This window comes from Chromatiales bacterium (genome assembly GCA_014762505.1).
Taxonomy (GTDB): Bacteria; Pseudomonadota; Gammaproteobacteria; order SpSt-1174; family SpSt-1174; genus SpSt-1174.
The window spans coordinates 40929-58397 of record JABURS010000019.1 but is presented as its reverse complement, the minus strand read 5'-3'; the positions used below and the strand labels follow the sequence as shown (position 1 = coordinate 58397).

Genomic DNA, 17469 nt, shown 5'->3' with positions numbered 1-17469 from the left:
GTTAAAAGTTTTTTTTCAAACACAATCAGTGAATTATCCAGGCGTAAAAAAAACGGGCCCGGTTGACCGGGCCCGTTTTCATGACAAGAGACGACATCAATAACTCGACGCTTCTTCGAGTTCCTTCATGATTTCGTTCAGATTGCCTGTGTGGTCGATCACACATGCCAGGTTGCCGACACTACACACGCTCATGGCCTGTCCATGCACGATCCAGCCCTTTGGCGGTGTCCAGCCACGGCGCTGCGTGAACATGGAAAGCTGATCGGCATTCCCCTGGGTGAGTCGCTTGTATTCATGGGCGAAACGGGCCAGCCGCACCATGTGCTCTTCCGGCAACCCGCCATAGCCCTCGACGAACTGGCCGTCATCGCGAAAATGCACGACGACCTGCACGCCGTCCAATGCCAGCATTCGTTTGATCATGCCACCTCCCCGTTACGCCAGCGCGTCGTAGGCGGCCTGATAGTCCGCGTCGCTGTTCTTCAGCACCACGCCCTGGGTACCGCGGGCCACGGCAGACCAGTCCACCCCCATCAGCGTGAAGCCGCCGATCGGGTAGAAGCCCTTCATGCCGGTCAGCCCTTCCCAACCGCGCGCCTGCATGGTGGCAATCGAGACATTGGCCACGCAGACATGACTCAGCATGTCCAGTACCTGTTCGTTGAGATCGGCCCCCGAAGCGATCTTGCTGGCGACCAGCTCCCCCTTGTCGGAATATTCGAACGCCGCCATCGCACCCGGCAGGCCCATGAGTTTGTCGAGATCAGCCATGTTCCCTCCAATCCTGAATCAGTGGTGATTTGTGTTGTTGTGTTGTTGTGATGTGGCTTGTTGTTATTCAGATCAGGTTATCCGGCGCATCCGCGAGGTTGCGCTGCAGGGTGCGCATCGCCTCGTTCAATGAACCGGCCTGTGCGTCGAGAAAACAGAACACATTCGCCATGACGCAGACGGCGAAGTGCGGCCCCTTCACCGCCCAGCCCTTCACGGGCACCAGGCCGCAGTTTTCGCAGTAGTCACCGAGTATGCCGCCCTCCATGTGCACCCCCATGCTGGTGGCGCGGCACATGATGGACGCCATGCGCGCCATTTCCTCGTCCAGTTTGCCTTCATAGGAATAGCGATCCCCCCGATATGAATACTCACCTGCCGCAATGACGCCGGGCAGGTGCATCAGCTCCGAGACTACGCTCATGGAATTTCCTCCGAGTGGTTTATTAAAATTTTCTTATTTATTGTGCTTGTCTGTGTTATCAATCCCCCCCTTGCAGTATTGTATTTAACACACAAGCATCCCTTTATCCATAAAGCGCCTTTTCCCGAAAACATGACTCTACACAGCACCGACAGCCTGCCGACGGCGGGCCTGGTACGCCGTCTGCTCTGCATTGTTTACGATCTGTTGTTGATTGCCGCCCTGGTCTTCATCGCGAGCATCCCACCCGTGGTCCTGCTCACGCCCCCCATGGACGATGCACAGGCGCTGCGCCCGGCCTTCTACGAAGGCAGTCTCCTGCTGCGTCTTGGCTTTTATGCCTACCTGCTCGCAGTGGTGTACGTCTTCTACGGCTGGTTCTGGACCCATGGCGGCCAGTCGCTGGGGATGAAGACCTGGGGCGTGCGCGTGGAGCGCTTCGACGGCGGCAGGCTGGGCTGGGGCGATGCGCTCAAGCGCTATCTCTGGGCACTGGTCTCCTGGGCACTGCTGGGTGGCGGTTTCCTGCTCAGCCTGGTTCGCGCCGATCGCCTGGCGCTACACGACCTCTACTCGGGCACCCGACTCGTGTACATACGCGCCGGACGCAAGCCTGCTGGCGACCGGAGCGGCGACGACGATGATCATGGCTAGCAGCCGAGTCTGCTGCCAGCGGGAAATGCCCGGGCGGAATCCATGCCTTTGCGTGTAACTCGCCGGGATTTTCCCTAGAATTGGACGCATCGACGCAGGCCGGAAGACCGCATACCGGTGCCGGCCACTGCGATCCTCGCCACGATCAACAGGAGACCCCCATGGAATTTGCCATCAAGAGCGGCACGCCCGAAAAACAACGCAGCGCCTGTGTCATCGTCGGCGTGTTCCAGTCCAAGCGTCTGTCCACCGCCGCCAAGGCCATCGACCAGGCCAGCGAGGGCATGATCGGCGCCCTGATGCGCCGCGGCGACCTCACGGGCGATCTCGGCCAGACCCTGTGGCTTTACAACTTGCCCAACACCCTCTGTGACCGCGTGCTGGTTGTCGGCTGCGGCCGCGAGCGCGAATTCGACGAAAAGGCCCTGCAGAAGGCCACGGTCGCGGCCGTGCGTGCCGTCAACGCCAGCGGCGCCACCGAGGCCGTCTCCTATCTCACCGAGCTGGCGGTCAAGGGCGCGGACAGCGCCTGGAAGATCCGCCAGACCGTGATTCACACCGAGGATGCGCTCTACCGCTTCGACCAGCTCAAGAGCGAGAAGAAGCCCGAGGCCAAACGGCCGCTGAAGAAGATCGTACTCAACGTACCCACCCGCCGCGAGCTGATGAAGGGCGAGCAGGCTGCCCGCGAGGGCATGGCCATCGCCGCCGGCATGAAGCGGGCAAAGGACCTGGCCAACCTGCCGGGCAACATCTGCACCCCGACCTACCTGGCGGAAGAGGCCCAGCGCCTGAAGAAGACCTTCCGCAAGCTCAAGGTCGAGGTGCTGGAAGAGACCGACATGGAGAAGCTCGGCATGGGCGCCCTGCTCTCCGTATCGAAGGGCAGCGAACAGCCGGCCAAGCTCATCACCATGGACTATCGCGGCGGCGACAAGAATGCCAGACCGGTGGTGCTGGTGGGCAAGGGCATCACCTTCGACACCGGTGGCATCTCCATCAAGCCGGGGGCGGCCATGGACGAGATGAAGTTCGACATGGGCGGTGCCGCCAGCGTGTTCGGCGTGATCACCGCCGTCTGCGAACTGCAGTTGCCGATCAACATCGTCGGCGTGGTGGCCGCCGCCGAGAACATGCCCGACGGTCGCGCCAGCAAGCCCGGCGACATCGTCACCACGATGTCCGGCCAGACCGTGGAGATCCTCAACACCGACGCCGAGGGCCGCCTGGTACTCTGCGACGCCCTCACCTCCGTGGAGAAGTACCACCCCGCCGCCGTGGTGGACATCGCCACCCTCACCGGTGCCTGCATCATCGCCCTGGGCCACGTCGCCTCGGCGGTGCTCGGCAACCACAGCCCACTGGTGAACGACCTGCTGACCGCCGGCAAGGACGCGGTGGACCCGGCCTGGGAACTGCCGCTGTGGGACGACTACCAGGAACAGCTGGACAGCAACTTCGCCGACATGGCCAACATCGGCGGTCGCCCGGCCGGCAGCATCACCGCCGCCTGCTTCCTCTCGCGTTTCGCAAAGAAGTACCACTGGGCGCACATGGACATCGCCGGCACGGCCTGGAAGTCCGGCAAGGACAAGGGCGCCACCGGCCGGCCGGTGCCGCTGCTCATGTCCTGGCTGCTCAAACGGGCGCACTGACCGGCCGATGACCCGCGTCGACTTCTACATCCTCGGCGATGACGCCAGGGCAGGCCGCCACCTCACGGCCTGCCGGCTGGCGGAAAAGGCCTGGGGCATGGGACATCGGGTGCACCTGCACGCCGCCTCCGCCGAGGAGGCCGTGATGCTCGACGAGCTGCTGTGGACCTTTCGCGACGGCAGCTTCCTGCCGCACGAGCGCGTGACCGAGGCCGGCGCGGACTGTCCAGTCACCCTCAGCGAGTGCTGGGAGCCGACCGGCGAGTGCGAGGTGCTCATCAACCTCGCCCCCGAGGTGCCGGGCTTTTTCAGCCGCTTCGAGCGCGTGGCCGAGATCATCGACCGCGACGAGGCGGCCCGCCGCCTCGGCCGCGAGCGTTTCCGCTTCTACCGCGACCGGGGCTACCCGCTCGCCACCCACGAACTCGACCGGTGATCCCATGACCGCCAGAGACCGCGACACCGACATCCCCACCCTCACCGACCTGGTGCAGCCCGGCAGCCACAGCCGGCCGAGACCGGCACCCGCCACCGACGGCCAGCTGGACATGCAGCTGGAGCCGGAGCCGGCCACCGACGCCCCGGCCGCCGAACCGGAGGATGCCGACTTCTTCGCCGAGGCCGTGCGCGAGGCCGAGGCGTGGCTGGGGATGGCGTACGAGGACGCCTCCCCGGCGGCCCCGGAACGCAGCGGGACCTCCGGCCCGGCAGCAGACATCGATGCCGCCGCCCTGCTCAGCGCCCTGGAGCCGCGCATCGAGGCCCTGGTGGACGAGGCCCTCTCCCGCCAGCTGCGCGAGGCCCGCGACGAGATCGTCGGCCGCGTGATGGCCGCGCTGCACGAGGAGCTCGCCGGCCCGGCCGACGAACCGCCGGCCTGAACCGCCCGCCCGCTTGCGATATACTTCCCCGCTTTACGCGCCCCGGTCGCGCGTCCGTCAGGACGGCACACCGGCCGGCACACCGTATTCGATCCGCTGACGCGACCGCATCCATGGAAAAGACCTACGACCCGCACGCCATCGAGCAGCACTGGTACCAGACCTGGGAACAGGCCGGTCACTTCGCCCCCAAGGGCGAGGGCCAGCCCTACTGCATCATGATCCCGCCGCCGAACGTCACCGGCACGCTGCACATGGGCCACGCGTTCCAGGACACGATCATGGACGCGCTGATCCGCTACCACCGCATGAAGGGCGACAACACGCTGTGGCAGGCGGGCACCGACCACGCGGGTATCGCCACGCAGATGGTGGTGGAACGCCAGCTCGCCGCCGCCGGCCAGACGCGCCACGACCTCGGCCGCGAGGCCTTCCTGGATCGCGTGTGGGACTGGAAGGAGGAATCGGGCGGCCACATCACCCGCCAGCTGCGCCGCATGGGCGCCTCGCTGGACTGGAGCCGCGAACGCTTCACCATGGACGCCGGCCTGTCACGCGCCGTCACCGAGGTCTTCGTGCGCCTGCACGAGGAGGGCCTGATCTACCGCGGCAAGCGCCTGGTCAACTGGGACCCGGTGCTGCACACCGCCATCTCCGACCTGGAGGTCGTCTCCGAGGAGGAGAACGGCCACATGTGGCACATGCGCTACCCGCTGGCCGACGGCTCCGGGCACCTGGTGGTCGCCACCACCCGTCCAGAGACCATGCTCGGCGACAGTGCGGTGGCCGTGCACCCGGAGGACGAACGCTACAAGTCCCTCATCGGCCGGATGATCCGCCTGCCGCTCACCGGCCGCGAGATCCCGATCGTGGGCGATGACTACGTCGACCCCGAGTTCGGCACCGGCTGCGTGAAGATCACCCCCGCGCACGACTTCAACGACTACGCGGTCGGGCAGCGGCATGACCTCCCGCAGATCAACATCTTCACCATTGACGCGAAGATCAATGACAACGCGCCGGAGGCATACCGCGGACTCGACCGCTACGACGCGCGCAGGCAGATCGTCGCCGACCTCGAGGCCGCGGGCCTGCTGGAGAAGGTCGTCGACCACAAGCTGATGGTGCCACGCGGCGACCGCTCTGGTGCGGTGATCGAGCCCTACCTCACCGACCAGTGGTTCGTGGACCTCACACGCGAGCAGCAGGACGACGGCCGCCCGGGCGGCCGTGCGGCCATCACCCGGCCGGCCATCGACGCCGTGCGCGGCGGGCGCATCAGGTTCGTGCCCGAGAACTGGGACAAGACCTACTACAACTGGCTGGAGAACATCGAGGACTGGTGCATCAGCCGCCAGCTCTGGTGGGGCCACCGCATCCCGGCCTGGTACGACGCGAACGGCCAGGTCTACGTTGCCCACGACGAGACCGAGGCGCGCGCGAAGTACGGGCTTGCCGACGACGTCGTGCTCACCCAGGACGAGGACGTGCTCGACACCTGGTTCTCCTCCGCGCTCTGGCCCTTCTCCACCCTGGGCTGGCCGGACAACACCGACGAGCTCAAGGCCTTCTACCCCACCTCGGTGCTGGTCACGGGCTTCGACATTATCTTCTTCTGGGTGGCCCGCATGATCATGATGGGCCTGAAGTTCATGGACGACGTGCCCTTCCACGAGATCTACGTCCACGGCCTGGTGCGCGACGCCGAGGGCCAGAAGATGTCCAAGTCCAAGGGCAACGTGCTCGACCCCATCGATCTCATCGACGGCATCGCGCTCGACGACCTGATCGCCAAGCGCACCAGCGGGCTGATGCAGCCGCAGATGGCCGACAAGATCCGCAAGTCGACGAAGAAGCAGTTCCCCGACGGCATCCCCGCCTTCGGCACCGACGCCCTGCGCTTCACCTTCGCCTCGCTGGCCTCCACCGGCCGCGACATCCGCTTCGACCTCAACCGCATCGAGGGCTACCGCAACTTCTGCAACAAGCTGTGGAACGCCGCGCGCTACGTGCTGATGCAGACGGAAGGGAAGGACGATGTACAGGGAGGTACAAGTGCCACGGGAGACAGGACGTCGGGAGCGGCCACCGGCATCGAGGGCGAGGTCGAGCTGTCGCTGGCCGACCGCTGGATCACGAGCCTGCTGCAACAGACCGAGGCCGAGGTGCGCGACCACATCGAGCACTACCGCTTCGATCTGGCCGCCAAGGCGCTCTACGAGTTCACCTGGCACGAGTACTGCGACTGGTACCTGGAACTCTCCAAGCCGGTGCTGTTCGACGAGCACACACCGGCCGCGGCCCAGCGCGGCACCCGCCGCACCCTGGTGCGCGTGCTCGAGACCCTGCTGCGCCTGATGCACCCGATCATGCCGTACATCACCGAGGAGATCTGGCAGCAGATCGCGCCGCTGGCCGGCAGCCGGGGGGACACCATCCAGCTGCAGCCCTACCCCGAGGCGGACGAAGGCAAGGTCGATCCGCAGGCGATGCAGGACATCGAGTGGGTGAAGACCTTCATCCTCGGCATGCGCCGCATCCGCGCGGAGATGGACATCCCGCCGGGCAAGCCGCTGCCGGTGCTGCTGCAGGACTGGACCGAGGCCGACAAGGCCCGCTTCACGGCCAACGCCCCCTTCATCAACTTCCTCGCCAGGCCCGAGGGCGTGGAGTGGCTGGCCGCCGATGCCGAGGCGCCGGAATCGGCCACCGCGCTGGTCGGCAAGATGAAGATCCTCATCCCGCTGGCCGGCCTGGTCGACAAGGACGCCGAGCTCGCGCGCCTGGACAAGGAGATCGGCAAGATCCAGTCCAACCTGGAGAAGACCGAGGCCAAGCTCGCCAACCCCAACTTCGCCGACAAGGCCCCGGCCGAGGTGGTGCAGAAGGAGCGCGACCGCCAGGCCGAGATGCGCACGGCCCTCGAACAGCTCGAGGCCCAGCGCGAGAAGATCCGCGCCCTGTAGGAGGACCCGCACCATGGCCAAGCTGCCCGAAAGAGACCAGCAGATCGTCCAGGCCCACGCCGCCCTCATCGTCGGCGTGGTGCAGGCGGCGCAGAACCCGGCACTGAAACACCAGCTCGACGAGCCGCTGCGCGTCTCCGAGCAGAACGGCTGGGTGGCGCTGGTGGCCGCCATCCGCAAGATCCTCGACGGCAGCCGCGACATGGCCCTGTTGGGCGGCCTGGACGAGGAAGACAGCATCATCGTCGAGGCCATCCTGCGCGGCCTGCAGGACCCGGGCACGCTGCCCGATCCCGCGCAGAGCGCCGACCCCACCATGGCCGCCCCCGGGCTCGCCCACATGATCCACCAGGCCGCGCGCGGCAATGCCGAGGCCCTGAGCCTGCTCTCCCACATGGCCGAGCAGATGACCGCCGCCGGCGGCGACATGGCCCGCCTGGGCGGCATCATGCGCCGGCTGGTGAACGGCGAGCGCGACGTGGACCGGCTGGCGAAGGGCATGGGGGCCCAGGGTGAGTCCCTGCTCAACAGCATCGTCGCGGAGCTGGGCAAGCTCGAGGCCCACTGAGGCCACCGTTCTTTCCGACCAGGGCCTGCCCCAGGTCAAACACCCGTCACGATTTCGCGCTATGCTTGGGCGCATGGGGACATCTCAACGGGTACTCGCCAGCCACGCACTCGACACCCTGCTCACCGCCCTGCGCGAGGACGGCTATCGCTGCGTCGGCCCACAGCCGCGCGACGGCGCCATCGTCTTCGACACCCTGGGACAGGCCGCCGACCTGCCCTGGGGCTGGCAGGACGAACAGGCCCCCGGCCACTACCGCCTGCAACACGCCGATCCCTCCCGCGCCTTTGCCTGGGCCAACGGCCCGCAGGCCATCAAGCCGCTCACCTTCGCCCCGCGCGAGACGCTGTGGGAGAGCCGCATCGGTGCCGATGGCCACCTGCAGTTTGCCGCCACCCTGCCCGCCGGGGAGAAGGTTGCCGTGATCGGGGCGCGGGCCTGCGACCTCGCCGCCCTGCACCTGCAGGACCAGCATTTTCTGCAAGGCGCGCATGCCGACGCCTACTACGCCGCCCGCCGCCGGAACCTCTTCATCGTCGCCGTGCACTGCACGGCACCGGCCGCCACCTGCTTCTGCGCCTCCACGGGTGATGGCCCGCTGTGCACGGCAGGCTTCGACCTCGCGCTGCACGAGACGGATGCGGGCTATCTCGTCGCTGCCGGCAGCGAGGCGGGCACCAGCGTGCTCGCCTCGCTCTCGCTCCCGGAGGCCTCCGGCACGCAGGTCGCGCAGGCAGAGGCCGCCGTCGCGGCGGCCGGCGAACGCCAGACGCGCACCCTGCCCTCGCGCAACCTGCGCGACCTGCTGTTCGCCAACCTCGATCACCCGCAGTGGGACGACGTGGCGGCGCGCTGCCTGAGCTGCGGCAACTGTACCTCGGTCTGCCCCACCTGCTTCTGCCATGCCGAACACGACGTGCCGCTACTCGATGGCGACCAGGGCCGGCATTACCGCGAATGGGATTCCTGCTTCACCGAGGGCCACAGCTACCTCGCCGGCATCGTGATCCGCAGCGACACGCGCCTGCGCTATCGCCAGTGGCTCACGCACAAACTCGGCGGCTGGCACGACCAGTACGGCCGCTCGGGCTGCACCGGCTGCGGGCGCTGCATCACCTGGTGCCCGGTGGGCATCGACCTCACCGAGGAGGTGGCGCGCATCCATGCCACCGGAGGCGACCATGACTGAGGCGCCCATGCCCAACCCCAGCCTGCCGGCCGAGGCCGAGATCGTCGAGCGCATCCAGGAATCGGAGAGCATCTACACCCTGCGCCTGCGCATGACCGACCAGGCCGCGCACGCTGCCTATGCCTTCGTCCCCGGCCAGTTCAACATGGTCTACCTGCAGGGCATCGGCGAGGTGCCCATCTCCATCGTCTCCGACCCGGACGACGACAGTCTGCTCGACCACACCATCCGCGCCGTGGGACGCGTCACCCGTGGCCTGGAGCAGCTCAGGGCCGGCCAGCGCGTCGGCATCCGCGGGCCCTTCGGCCGAGGCTGGCCGCTGGACCAGGCCTGTGGCCACGACGTGGTGCTCATCACCGGCGGCCTGGGCTGCGCCCCGCTGGTCTCGGTGATCAATTACGTGGTGAGGCGCCGGGAACGCTTCGGCCGACTGGTGATCCTGCAGGGCGTGAAGCACACCGACGACCTCATCTGGCACGACCGCTACATGGCCTGGGCGAAACTGCCGGACACCCAGGTCCTGCTCGCCGCCGACATCGCCGGCCAGGGCTGGCCCTACCACGTCGGCCTGGTCACCGAGCTCATCGACCGCGCGCAGTTCGACCGCGACAATGCCATCGCCATGATGTGCGGCCCCGAGCGCATGATGCAGGCCTGCGCCGAGGCGCTGCTCGCCCGCGACATGGCCGCCGGGAACCTGTGGCTCAGCATGGAGCGCAACATGCACTGCGGCGTCGGCCACTGCGGCCACTGCCAGCTCGGCCCGCACTTCGTCTGCAAGGACGGGCCCGTGTTCAACTACACCGAGCTCGCCCCGCTGCTGGGCGTGAGGGGGTTCTGAATGGGCTTTGACTACTCGGGCTTCGCCGGCCGCCGGCCGCGGGTCGCGGTGCACAAGTTCAGCTCCTGCGACGGCTGCCAGCTGGCCTTCCTCAACGCCGGCGAGGCCCTGCTCGCGGTGAGCGAGCTGGTCGAGTTCGTGCACTTCGCCGAGGCCGGCCCCGTCGATCCGGATGCGCCCGCCGACATCGCCTTCATCGAGGGCAGCGTCTCCACGCCCGAGGAGCGCGAGCGTCTCGAACACATCCGCGCGCACAGCGGTTACCTGATCAGCATCGGCGCCTGCGCCACCTCCGGCGGCCTGCAGGCCCTGCGCAACCTCTATGCCGACGGCGTGGACGCGTGGCGCCAGGCGGTGTACGCGAGCCCCGAATACGTCGCCAGCCTGGACACCGCCACGCCGGTGGCCGAGCACGTGAAGGTGGACCTGGAGATCTGGGGCTGCCCGGTGAACACCGCGCAGGTGGTGGGCGTGCTGCACGACCTGCTGCATGGCGTGCAGCCCACGCAGTCGCGCGACAAGGTCTGCCTGGAGTGCAAGCGCCAGAACGCCGTGTGCGTGATGGTGGCGAAGGGCATGCCCTGCATGGGCCCGGTCACGCAGACCGGCTGCGGCGCGATCTGCCCGCGCTATGGCCGCGACTGCTACGCCTGCTACGGCCCGGCCGAGACGGTCAACACCGACGCCCTGGGCCAGCGGCTCGGCACCCTGGGCCTGCAGCCGGGTGACGTCACGCGGCGCTTCCACTTCATCAACAGCCACGCCCCGGCCTTTCGCGTGGCCGGCAACAAGCACCGCAGCGAGTAGGCCATGGACGTCAACCGCCCCATCACCATCAACGTCCCGGTGCTCGCCCGCGTCGAGGGCGAGGGCGCGCTGGACCTCGACATCCGTGACGGCGCGATCCGCGAGCTCAGGCTGCGCATCTTCGAGCCGCCGCGCTACTTCGAGAAGTTCCTCGAGGGTCGCAACCACCACGAGATCCCGGACATCGTCGCCCGCATCTGCGGCATCTGCCCGGTGGCCTACCAGATGAGCGCCGCCCAGGCCATCGAGCAGGCCTTCGGTCACGCGGCCGGCCCCTGGGTGCGCGAGATGCGCCGCCTGATGTACTGCGGGGAATGGATCCAGAGCCACGCCCTGCACGTACACCTGCTGGCCGTGCCGGACTTCCTGGGTTTTGGCAGCGCCATCGAGATGGCGCGCGACTTCCCCGAGGAGGTGAAGCGCGGCCTGCACCTGCAGGGGCTGGGCAACCGGCTCATCCGTTTCCTCGGCGGGCGCTCCGTGCACCCGGTGGGCATCCGACCCGGCGGCTTCCACCACGCGCCCTCCTATGCCGAGGCCGACGCGCTGCTGCAGGCCCTGCGCGCGGCCCTGGTCGATGCCGAGAACCTGGTGCGCTGGACTGCCACGCTGGACTTCCCGGACGACCGCCAGGACTTCATCAACGTCGCCCTGCACCATCCGGACGAGTACGGCATCTACGCCGGGCGCGTCATCACCGACACCGGCCTGTCGCTGGCCGCCGAGGACTACGAGACGCATTTTCGCGAGGCCCACGTGCCGCATTCCACGGCGCTGTATTCCTATGTCGACGACCAGCCCTATCTCACCGGGCCGCTGGCGCGCGTCAACCTCAACCGCGAGCAGCTCGCCCAGGCCCTGCCGCTGCTCGACGAGCTGCCGGTGCAGTTTCCCAGCCGCAACATGTTCCACAGCATCGTCGCACGCGCCATCGAGATCCATTACGCCCTGCTGGAGGCGATCCGCCTGCTCGAGGGCTACAGCCGTCCCGACCGGCCCTTCGAGGAGATCACGCCGCGGGCGGGCACGGGCTTCGGCGTCACCGAGGCGCCGCGCGGCATCCTCTGGCACCGCTACGACTTCGACGCGGACGGTCGGGTGAAAAGCGCGCGCATCGTGCCGCCCACGGCGCAGAACCAGGCCCGCATCGAGGACGACCTGCACCGGTCCATCCAGGCCTTCGGCCTCGACCACTCGGACGACGCCATCCGCCTGCATGCCGAGACCGTCATCCGCAACTACGACCCCTGCATCTCCTGCGCCACGCACTTCCTGCGCGTGAACGTCCGCCGCGACGGGGCATGAGGCTGACGCTGGTCGGCATCGGCTCCCCCTTCGGCGCCGACACCCTGGGCTGGGTAGCCGCCCGTCACCTCGCGGCCGCGCTCGCCGGCAGCGCATCGATCGACCTCGAGACCCGCCTCACCGGCAATCCCGCCGCCGAACTGCCCGCCCTGCTCGCCCCCGCAAGCCATGCCCTGCTGCTCGACGCCCTCGCCCCGGACAGCACCCCGGATAGCAGGATAGACGCGGTCCGCCCCATCACGCTCGACGAACTCGTGCACTGGCAGGACGCCAGCAGCCACGGCATCGGCGTGGGCACCACGCTGCGCCTCCTGGACGCCCTGGGCACGCTGCCGGCCCGCTGGGCCTTGATCGGCATACCGGTGGGGCACACGGGCTGGCGTGAGGAGCTGGTACAGCTGGCAACGACGATCCTGCGAGGCTGGGAACCGACCGGTCCCTAGGCCGCCCCGTCCCGATCCGGCTCGTCAGGCCCACGAATGGGCAGATCCGATGAGGGAGGCGGCGTATCCGCCCAGTCGGCCAGGGCGCGGCCCAGGCGCATGAGCCCGTAGATGACGAACGGCGCCAGCAGGATCAGCGTCACGCCCCAGTCCCGGGTATGGACGAGCCAGGCCAGCGGTGCGATGACCGCCAGGGCGACGAGCAGGCCGGCAGTGATGGCGAGGGCGGGGCGCGTGCTACCCATGCGCTCAGAGCCCGATGATCTGGCGGTAGATGCCCGGCAGGGCCAGCGCCAGGTGCTCGGGGCGGTTGACGATGGCGTAGCCGCCGCGGCCGAAGAGATGCGGGATGTACTGCTGCGCCTCACGGTCGATGGTCACGCCGAAGACGCGCACCTCCTGCCGGCGCGCCTCCAGCACCGCCTTGCGCGTGTCCTCGATCCCGTAACGCCCCTCGTAGTAGTCCGTGTCGTTGGGCTTGCCGTCGGTGAGCACCAGCAGCAGGCGGTGGCGGTTGGGGCGCTCGGCCAGCCCGGCCGTGACGTGACGGATGGCCGGGCCCATGCGGGTGTAGTGGCCGGGCTGCAGCGCCGCGATGCGGCGCGTCACCCGCTCGCCCATGGGCTCCTCGAAGTCCTTGAGGGTGTTCACCCAGACCCGGTGGCGGCGATGCGAGGTGAAGCTGTGGATGGCGTAGTCATCGCCGCAACCCGCCAGCCCGTGCCCCAGCACCAGCAGCGCCTCCTTCTCCACGTCCAGCACCCGGCGGTCGTCGAGCCAGGCGTCGGTGGAGAGCGAGACGTCCACCAGGATGGAGACGGCCAGGTCGCGGGCCTGCGCGCGGGTGGCCAGGTAGAACCGGTCGCCGGACTCGCCGGTGGCGGCGAGGTCGCAGCGGGCACGGATCAGGGCATCGGTATCCAGCTCGTTGCCGTCCAGCTGCGCGCGCAGCAGTTCGCGGCGCGGACGCAGGGCCTCGAACTCGCGACGCACCCGCCGGATGCGCCGCCGCGTGGCCTCGTCGGGCACCCAGTCCTCCCCTTCCGCCTGCCGGTCGGTGAGCACCAGGCAGTGGTCCGGCAGGTAGGCCTGCCGGCGGTGGTTCCACTCCGGGTAGCGGTACCGCCCCGCGAGGCGCCCGCCCGTGACCGCATCCGGGGCCAGGTCGAGCTCCACCCGCAGGCGGGTGGCGGCACGCCGCTGGTGCGGGCCGATGACGATCTCCTCGAGCTGGTCGGCGGCGCGCCGGGCCGCCTCGTCCTCCTCGTCCTCGACCAGCCGGTTGAGGTTCACCATCTCGCTGAGGCTCAGCAGCTTCTCGAAGCGGCTGAACACCAGCGGGTCGTCGCGCTCGCTCTGGTCCTGCCGGCGGCGCTGCGCCTGGCGCCTGCCGCCATCGACCGCCCGGGCGTCGCCCCCCTCGTCGTCGCCCTCGTCTTCGGGTGCCCGGGCCTCACCGGTGCCGAGCGTCGTCACCTGCCCCCACAGGGGCACGGGCAGCGGCGGTCGGTAGTCCCGCGGTACGCGATAGGCCGTCAGCACGACCTCGCCCGGCGCACGCACGAGATCGAGCAGCGCGCGGGCCTCCCCGGCGCACGGGCCATCGTCACCGAGCAGGGCGCGGATGACCGTCTCCACCATGGACTCCGCCCTGGGCAGGCGGCGTCGCGGGCGGATGGCCAGCAGGGCCTGGCGGAGGCGCGCATGGCGCTCGCGCAGCCCCGGGAACTGCGCGAGCACCGCCGTCTGCGCGCGAAAGGCCTCGCGCAACCAGGCGATGTCCCGGCGCAGGGGGTCGGCCTGGGGCCCGGGGTGGCGGGCCAGCGCCAGGAAGGCGGTCAGCCAGAAGTAGAGATCACGGTTGAGGGGGCGCTCGGGAAAGAGCGCGATCTGCGGCGGCAGCAGCAGGTTTTCCTCGTCGCGGCGCGCGAGGTCCAGGTGCTCCTCGTCCAGGCCGAGGCGCTGGCGCAGGCTGAGGCGATGGCCCGAGCCCCCGGCGGCGATGGCCTCCACCGCCAGTCCCGCCTCGCCGCCGCTGGCACGAAAGAACACCCCCAGCACGGGGCGCAGCGTGTCGAGCGACACCGCCGCCTCCGGATGGCGGGGGTAGCTGGCGGCCCGTGTGGCCCAGCGGTGCCAGTAACGACCGACGAATTCCTCGACCTCGAGGAACTGGAACATGTGCCGAACCTCCCGCGGCCTGTGCGGCCGGTCTGTCTTCAGCCGAAGGTGGCGTGGATGGCCTCGAGCAGCCCCTGCTGCACGTCCTCGTCATCGCTCAGGGGCTCCACCAGCGTGACGCGGGCCGCCTCGAGGATGGGCATGCCGGAGGCGATGAGCGTGGCGCAGTAGACCAGCAGGCGCGTGGAAACGCCCTCCTCCAGGTCCTGCCCCTTCATCGCCCGCAGCCGCACGGCCAGGTTGACCAGTGCGGCGCATTGCGCCTGCGCGAGACCGCTCTCGCGGGCCACGATGTCGCGCTCCAGCCCGGGCGGGGGGAAGGAGAAGCTCGTGGCCACGAAGCGCTGGCGCGTGCTCGGTTTGAGAGACTTGAGGATGTGCTGGTAACCCGGGTTGTATGAGACCACCAGCATGAACTCGTCCGGCGCCTCCAGCAGCTCGCCCGTGCGTTCGAGCGGCAGCAGGCGTCGGTCATCGGTGAGCGGATGCAGCACCACCGTCACGTCCTTGCGTGCCTCGACCACCTCGTCCAGGTAGCAGATGCCGCCCTCGCGCACAGCCCGGGTGAGCGGACCGTCCACCCATCGGGTCTCCCCGCCTTTGAGGAGATAGCGCCCGGTGAGGTCGGCGGCGGTGAGGTCATCGTGGCAGGAGACCGTGAACAGGGGGCGTCCCAGGCGCACCGCCATGTGACTCACGAAGCGCGTCTTGCCGCAGCCGGTGGGGCCCTTGAGCAACAGCGGCAGCCGCTGCCGGTAGGCTCGCTCGAAGAGATCGCACTCGCTGCCGACGGGCTGGTAGAACGGCAGCTCGCGGTCCGTCGGTGCAGGGCTTGCATTCAGCGGCATGGACGACTCCTGATCATGATGACATGCGGGGAACGGCGACCCGGACCGCGATCAGTCCGCGGTGACGGATGCCTCACTGGCATAGGCCGGCGCCTGTTCACGGGCGGGACCGAACACCGCGTAGATGAACAGCAGCGCACCGATCACCACCACCGACCCGGCACCGAAGCGCATGATGTAGAACATGGTGATCTGCTCCTGCACCTCCATGTAGCCCATGCCCATCACGCGCTGCAGATGCGTCTGCACAACGCCCGCGAAGGTCAGGGTGAAGGTCATGAAGGCCATGGCCGAGGTGGTGATCCAGAAGGCCCACATGTTCAGCACCTGATTGTAGGGCTGGACACGACGCAGCTGCGGCATGGCATAGCTGACGATCGCCAGCACCAGCATCACGTAGGCGCCGTAAAAGGCCAGGTGTCCATGGGCCGCCGTGACCTGGGTGCCGTGGGTGTAGTAGTTGATGAACGAGAGCGTGTGCATGAAGCCCCAGACACCGGCACCGAAGAAGGCGACGGTGGCACACCCAAGCGTCCAGAGCATGGCGGCCTTGTTGGGATGGTTGCGGCTGCCCTTCCAGAACATGTAGAAGGCGAACACCACCATGGCGAACAGCGGCACCACCTCCAGCGTGGAGAAGACGTTGCCGATGGGCTGCCAGTAGCCGGGCGTGCCGATCCAGTAATAATGGTGGCCGGTGCCCAGCAGCCCCGTGAACAGCGACAGACCCACGATGACGTAAAGCCACTTCTCGATCACCTCGCGATCGACCCCGGTCATCTTGATGAGCAGGTAGCCGAGCAGCGAGGCCATGATCAGTTCCCAGACCCCCTCCACCCAGATGTGCACGATGTACCACCAGTAGAGCTTGTCCACCGACAGGTTGCCCGGGTTGTAGAAGGCGAACAGCCAGAAGATGGCGGCCAGCCAGAGCCCGAGCATCAGCACCATGTTGATGGCCGTCTTTCGCCCCCGGAGCAGGGTCATGCTGGCGTTGAACAGGAACATGAGGAAGGAAAGGGTGATGAGCACCTTCACCCAGGTGGGCTGCTCCAGAAACTCGCGCCCCTCGTGGATGCCGAACTGGTAGCCGACCAGCGCCGCGGCCCCCGCAAAGGCGAAGATGGCCAGCTGGATGTAGGCGAGCCGGGGGCTGTAGATCTCCTGCTCGGCCTCCTCGGGCATCAGGTAATAGGTACAGCCCATGAAGCCTATCAGCAGCCACACCACCAGGAGGTTGGTATGGCTGGTGCGCATGATGTTGAAGGGCATGGCCTCGGCCAGGAAGTTGGGCCAGACGAAGACGGCGCCACTCAGCAGGCCGAACGAGACCTGGGCCGCGAACAGCGCCATCGCCACGATGAAGAACGGGTAAGCCACCCGCTGTGTCTCATATTTCATACGTCCTGTCCTCCTTGGATCGTGAATACCGTATGCAATCGCCCGCAGCGCTCAGCCGGAACGATGGGGTGGCCAGTTCTGTGTGTCGATGGAGTCGGTCCACTGCAGGAAATCGATCAGCGCATCCATCTCCTCGTCGCTGAGATCGAAGTACGGCATCTGGCGCCGGCCCGGCGCGCCGGTGGGCATGGCACGCATCCAGCCCGCAATCGCGGCGCGGGCCGCCTCGGGATTCTCCCGGCCGCCGAAACGGGTCCAGACATTGCCGAGCTCCGGGGCGAAATAGGCGCCCTCGCCGAGGATAGTGTGGCAGTTGATGCAGTTGTTCTTCTCCCAGACCTCCTTGCCATGCCGTACCGACTCGGTCAGTCCCTCACGGTCCGTGGAGGTATTGACGATATAGAGATGGCTGTGCGCCGTGAGGCCGACGAACAGCAGAAAGAAAAACAGCGAACCGCCATAGAAGATATTGCGCGCCGCCGCCTTGGTGAGTCCCTCATGCATTTCTCGTCCTCCCTTGATTCCGCAGGCC

The 17469-nt window shown here is 67.8% G+C and carries 19 protein-coding genes; 11 read left to right on the top strand and 8 right to left on the bottom strand.

Going from position 1 to position 17469, the window contains the following annotated elements; genetic code table 11:
• Positions 1–96 precede the first annotated feature (96 nt).
• The 3 genes from HUJ28_01945 to HUJ28_01935 all read right to left on the bottom strand — a co-directional run bounded on the left by HUJ28_01945 (position 97) and on the right by HUJ28_01935 (position 1198).
• Positions 97–426: a DUF2173 family protein gene (locus HUJ28_01945; GenBank protein ID MBD3618221.1), complete on the bottom strand. Its 330-nt coding sequence runs from the start codon at positions 424–426 to the stop codon at positions 97–99.
• A 12-nt stretch (positions 427–438) separates the two neighbouring features.
• Complete coding sequence (locus HUJ28_01940) at positions 439–753, bottom strand: DUF2173 family protein (GenBank protein ID MBD3618220.1); 315 nt, start codon at positions 751–753, stop codon at positions 439–441.
• A gap of 88 nt (positions 754–841) precedes the next feature.
• Positions 842–1198, bottom strand: a complete 357-nt coding sequence (locus tag HUJ28_01935) for a DUF2173 family protein (GenBank protein MBD3618219.1) — start codon at positions 1196–1198, stop codon at positions 842–844.
• A gap of 132 nt (positions 1199–1330) precedes the next feature.
• On the opposite strand from HUJ28_01935, the gene HUJ28_01930 reads away from it, so the two are divergent.
• The 11 genes from HUJ28_01930 (at position 1331) to HUJ28_01880 (ending at position 12507) form a co-directional block, all read left to right on the top strand.
• Positions 1331–1852 carry an RDD family protein gene (locus HUJ28_01930; GenBank protein MBD3618218.1) on the top strand — a complete coding sequence of 174 codons (522 nt, stop codon included), beginning with the start codon at positions 1331–1333 and terminating at the stop codon, positions 1850–1852.
• Between the two features lie 161 nt (positions 1853–2013).
• Positions 2014–3507, top strand: coding sequence for a leucyl aminopeptidase (locus tag HUJ28_01925; GenBank protein MBD3618217.1), 1494 nt, complete (start codon positions 2014–2016; stop codon positions 3505–3507).
• 7 nt (positions 3508–3514) lie between these two features.
• The gene (locus HUJ28_01920) at positions 3515–3943 is read left to right on the top strand and encodes a DNA polymerase III subunit chi (protein ID MBD3618216.1); all 429 of its coding nucleotides are present in this window, start codon (positions 3515–3517) and stop codon (positions 3941–3943) included.
• A gap of 4 nt (positions 3944–3947) precedes the next feature.
• A complete protein-coding gene (locus HUJ28_01915; protein MBD3618215.1) occupies positions 3948–4388 on the top strand; it encodes a hypothetical protein in 441 nt (146 codons plus the stop codon).
• Positions 4389–4501: 113 nt separating this feature from the next.
• Positions 4502–7354, top strand: coding sequence for a valine--tRNA ligase (locus HUJ28_01910; protein MBD3618214.1), 2853 nt, complete (start codon positions 4502–4504; stop codon positions 7352–7354).
• A gap of 13 nt (positions 7355–7367) precedes the next feature.
• Positions 7368–7922: a hypothetical protein gene (locus tag HUJ28_01905; protein MBD3618213.1), complete on the top strand. Its 555-nt coding sequence runs from the start codon at positions 7368–7370 to the stop codon at positions 7920–7922.
• A 73-nt stretch (positions 7923–7995) separates the two neighbouring features.
• Positions 7996–9111 carry a 4Fe-4S dicluster domain-containing protein gene (locus tag HUJ28_01900; protein ID MBD3618212.1) on the top strand — a complete coding sequence of 372 codons (1116 nt, stop codon included), beginning with the start codon at positions 7996–7998 and terminating at the stop codon, positions 9109–9111.
• 7 nt (positions 9112–9118) lie between these two features.
• Positions 9119–9952, top strand: a complete 834-nt coding sequence (locus HUJ28_01895; protein MBD3618211.1) for an FAD/NAD(P)-binding protein — start codon at positions 9119–9121, stop codon at positions 9950–9952.
• Positions 9953–10759 (top strand): sulfhydrogenase subunit delta, encoded by an 807-nt coding sequence (locus tag HUJ28_01890; GenBank protein ID MBD3618210.1) that lies wholly within the window; start codon positions 9953–9955, stop codon positions 10757–10759. It begins immediately after the preceding gene.
• Positions 10760–10762: 3 nt separating this feature from the next.
• Positions 10763–12064 carry a nickel-dependent hydrogenase large subunit gene (locus HUJ28_01885; protein ID MBD3618209.1) on the top strand — a complete coding sequence of 434 codons (1302 nt, stop codon included), beginning with the start codon at positions 10763–10765 and terminating at the stop codon, positions 12062–12064.
• On the top strand, positions 12061–12507 hold the full coding sequence (locus tag HUJ28_01880) for a hypothetical protein (GenBank protein MBD3618208.1): 447 nt from the start codon (positions 12061–12063) through the stop codon (positions 12505–12507). Before HUJ28_01885 ends, HUJ28_01880 begins: the two co-directional genes overlap by 4 nt.
• Here the strand turns inward: HUJ28_01880 and HUJ28_01875 are convergent.
• Genes HUJ28_01875 through HUJ28_01855 form a run of 5 tightly spaced genes read right to left on the bottom strand, consistent with a single transcriptional unit; the run spans position 12504 to position 17441 of the window.
• Positions 12504–12752: a hypothetical protein gene (locus tag HUJ28_01875; protein ID MBD3618207.1), complete on the bottom strand. Its 249-nt coding sequence runs from the start codon at positions 12750–12752 to the stop codon at positions 12504–12506. The two genes, HUJ28_01880 and HUJ28_01875, sit on opposite strands and share 4 nt — an antisense overlap.
• Positions 12753–12756: 4 nt before the next feature.
• Positions 12757–14688 carry a VWA domain-containing protein gene (locus tag HUJ28_01870; protein MBD3618206.1) on the bottom strand — a complete coding sequence of 644 codons (1932 nt, stop codon included), beginning with the start codon at positions 14686–14688 and terminating at the stop codon, positions 12757–12759.
• A gap of 38 nt (positions 14689–14726) precedes the next feature.
• Positions 14727–15536 carry an AAA family ATPase gene (locus HUJ28_01865; protein ID MBD3618205.1) on the bottom strand — a complete coding sequence of 270 codons (810 nt, stop codon included), beginning with the start codon at positions 15534–15536 and terminating at the stop codon, positions 14727–14729.
• A gap of 51 nt (positions 15537–15587) precedes the next feature.
• The gene (locus tag HUJ28_01860; GenBank protein ID MBD3618204.1) at positions 15588–16937 is read right to left on the bottom strand and encodes a cbb3-type cytochrome c oxidase subunit I; all 1350 of its coding nucleotides are present in this window, start codon (positions 16935–16937) and stop codon (positions 15588–15590) included.
• A gap of 51 nt (positions 16938–16988) precedes the next feature.
• Entirely contained in the window at positions 16989–17441 is a 453-nt protein-coding gene (locus HUJ28_01855) for a cytochrome c (protein MBD3618203.1), read from the bottom strand.
• Positions 17442–17469: the final 28 nt, after the last annotated feature.

Bases quoted from the DNA above. Each gene is read 5' to 3' on its own strand.
- HUJ28_01945 (MBD3618221.1), bottom strand. From the start codon at position 426: ATGATCAAACGAATGCTGGCATTGGACGGCGTGCAGGTCGTCGTGCAT.
- HUJ28_01885 (MBD3618209.1), top strand. From the start codon at position 10,763: ATGGACGTCAACCGCCCCATCACCATCAACGTCCCGGTGCTCGCCCGC.
- HUJ28_01860 (MBD3618204.1), bottom strand. From the start codon at position 16,937: ATGAAATATGAGACACAGCGGGTGGCTTACCCGTTCTTCATCGTGGCG.
- HUJ28_01920 (MBD3618216.1), top strand. From the start codon at position 3,515: ATGACCCGCGTCGACTTCTACATCCTCGGCGATGACGCCAGGGCAGGC.
- HUJ28_01915 (MBD3618215.1), top strand. From the start codon at position 3,948: ATGACCGCCAGAGACCGCGACACCGACATCCCCACCCTCACCGACCTG.
- HUJ28_01880 (MBD3618208.1), top strand. From the start codon at position 12,061: ATGAGGCTGACGCTGGTCGGCATCGGCTCCCCCTTCGGCGCCGACACC.
- HUJ28_01870 (MBD3618206.1), bottom strand. From the start codon at position 14,688: ATGTTCCAGTTCCTCGAGGTCGAGGAATTCGTCGGTCGTTACTGGCAC.
- HUJ28_01940 (MBD3618220.1), bottom strand. From the start codon at position 753: ATGGGCCTGCCGGGTGCGATGGCGGCGTTCGAATATTCCGACAAGGGG.
- HUJ28_01925 (MBD3618217.1), top strand. From the start codon at position 2,014: ATGGAATTTGCCATCAAGAGCGGCACGCCCGAAAAACAACGCAGCGCC.
- HUJ28_01930 (MBD3618218.1), top strand. From the start codon at position 1,331: ATGACTCTACACAGCACCGACAGCCTGCCGACGGCGGGCCTGGTACGC.
- HUJ28_01875 (MBD3618207.1), bottom strand. From the start codon at position 12,752: ATGGGTAGCACGCGCCCCGCCCTCGCCATCACTGCCGGCCTGCTCGTC.
- HUJ28_01865 (MBD3618205.1), bottom strand. From the start codon at position 15,536: ATGCCGCTGAATGCAAGCCCTGCACCGACGGACCGCGAGCTGCCGTTC.
- HUJ28_01910 (MBD3618214.1), top strand. From the start codon at position 4,502: ATGGAAAAGACCTACGACCCGCACGCCATCGAGCAGCACTGGTACCAG.
- HUJ28_01935 (MBD3618219.1), bottom strand. From the start codon at position 1,198: ATGAGCGTAGTCTCGGAGCTGATGCACCTGCCCGGCGTCATTGCGGCA.
- HUJ28_01905 (MBD3618213.1), top strand. From the start codon at position 7,368: ATGGCCAAGCTGCCCGAAAGAGACCAGCAGATCGTCCAGGCCCACGCC.
- HUJ28_01855 (MBD3618203.1), bottom strand. From the start codon at position 17,441: ATGCATGAGGGACTCACCAAGGCGGCGGCGCGCAATATCTTCTATGGC.
- HUJ28_01890 (MBD3618210.1), top strand. From the start codon at position 9,953: ATGGGCTTTGACTACTCGGGCTTCGCCGGCCGCCGGCCGCGGGTCGCG.
- HUJ28_01895 (MBD3618211.1), top strand. From the start codon at position 9,119: ATGCCCAACCCCAGCCTGCCGGCCGAGGCCGAGATCGTCGAGCGCATC.
- HUJ28_01900 (MBD3618212.1), top strand. From the start codon at position 7,996: ATGGGGACATCTCAACGGGTACTCGCCAGCCACGCACTCGACACCCTG.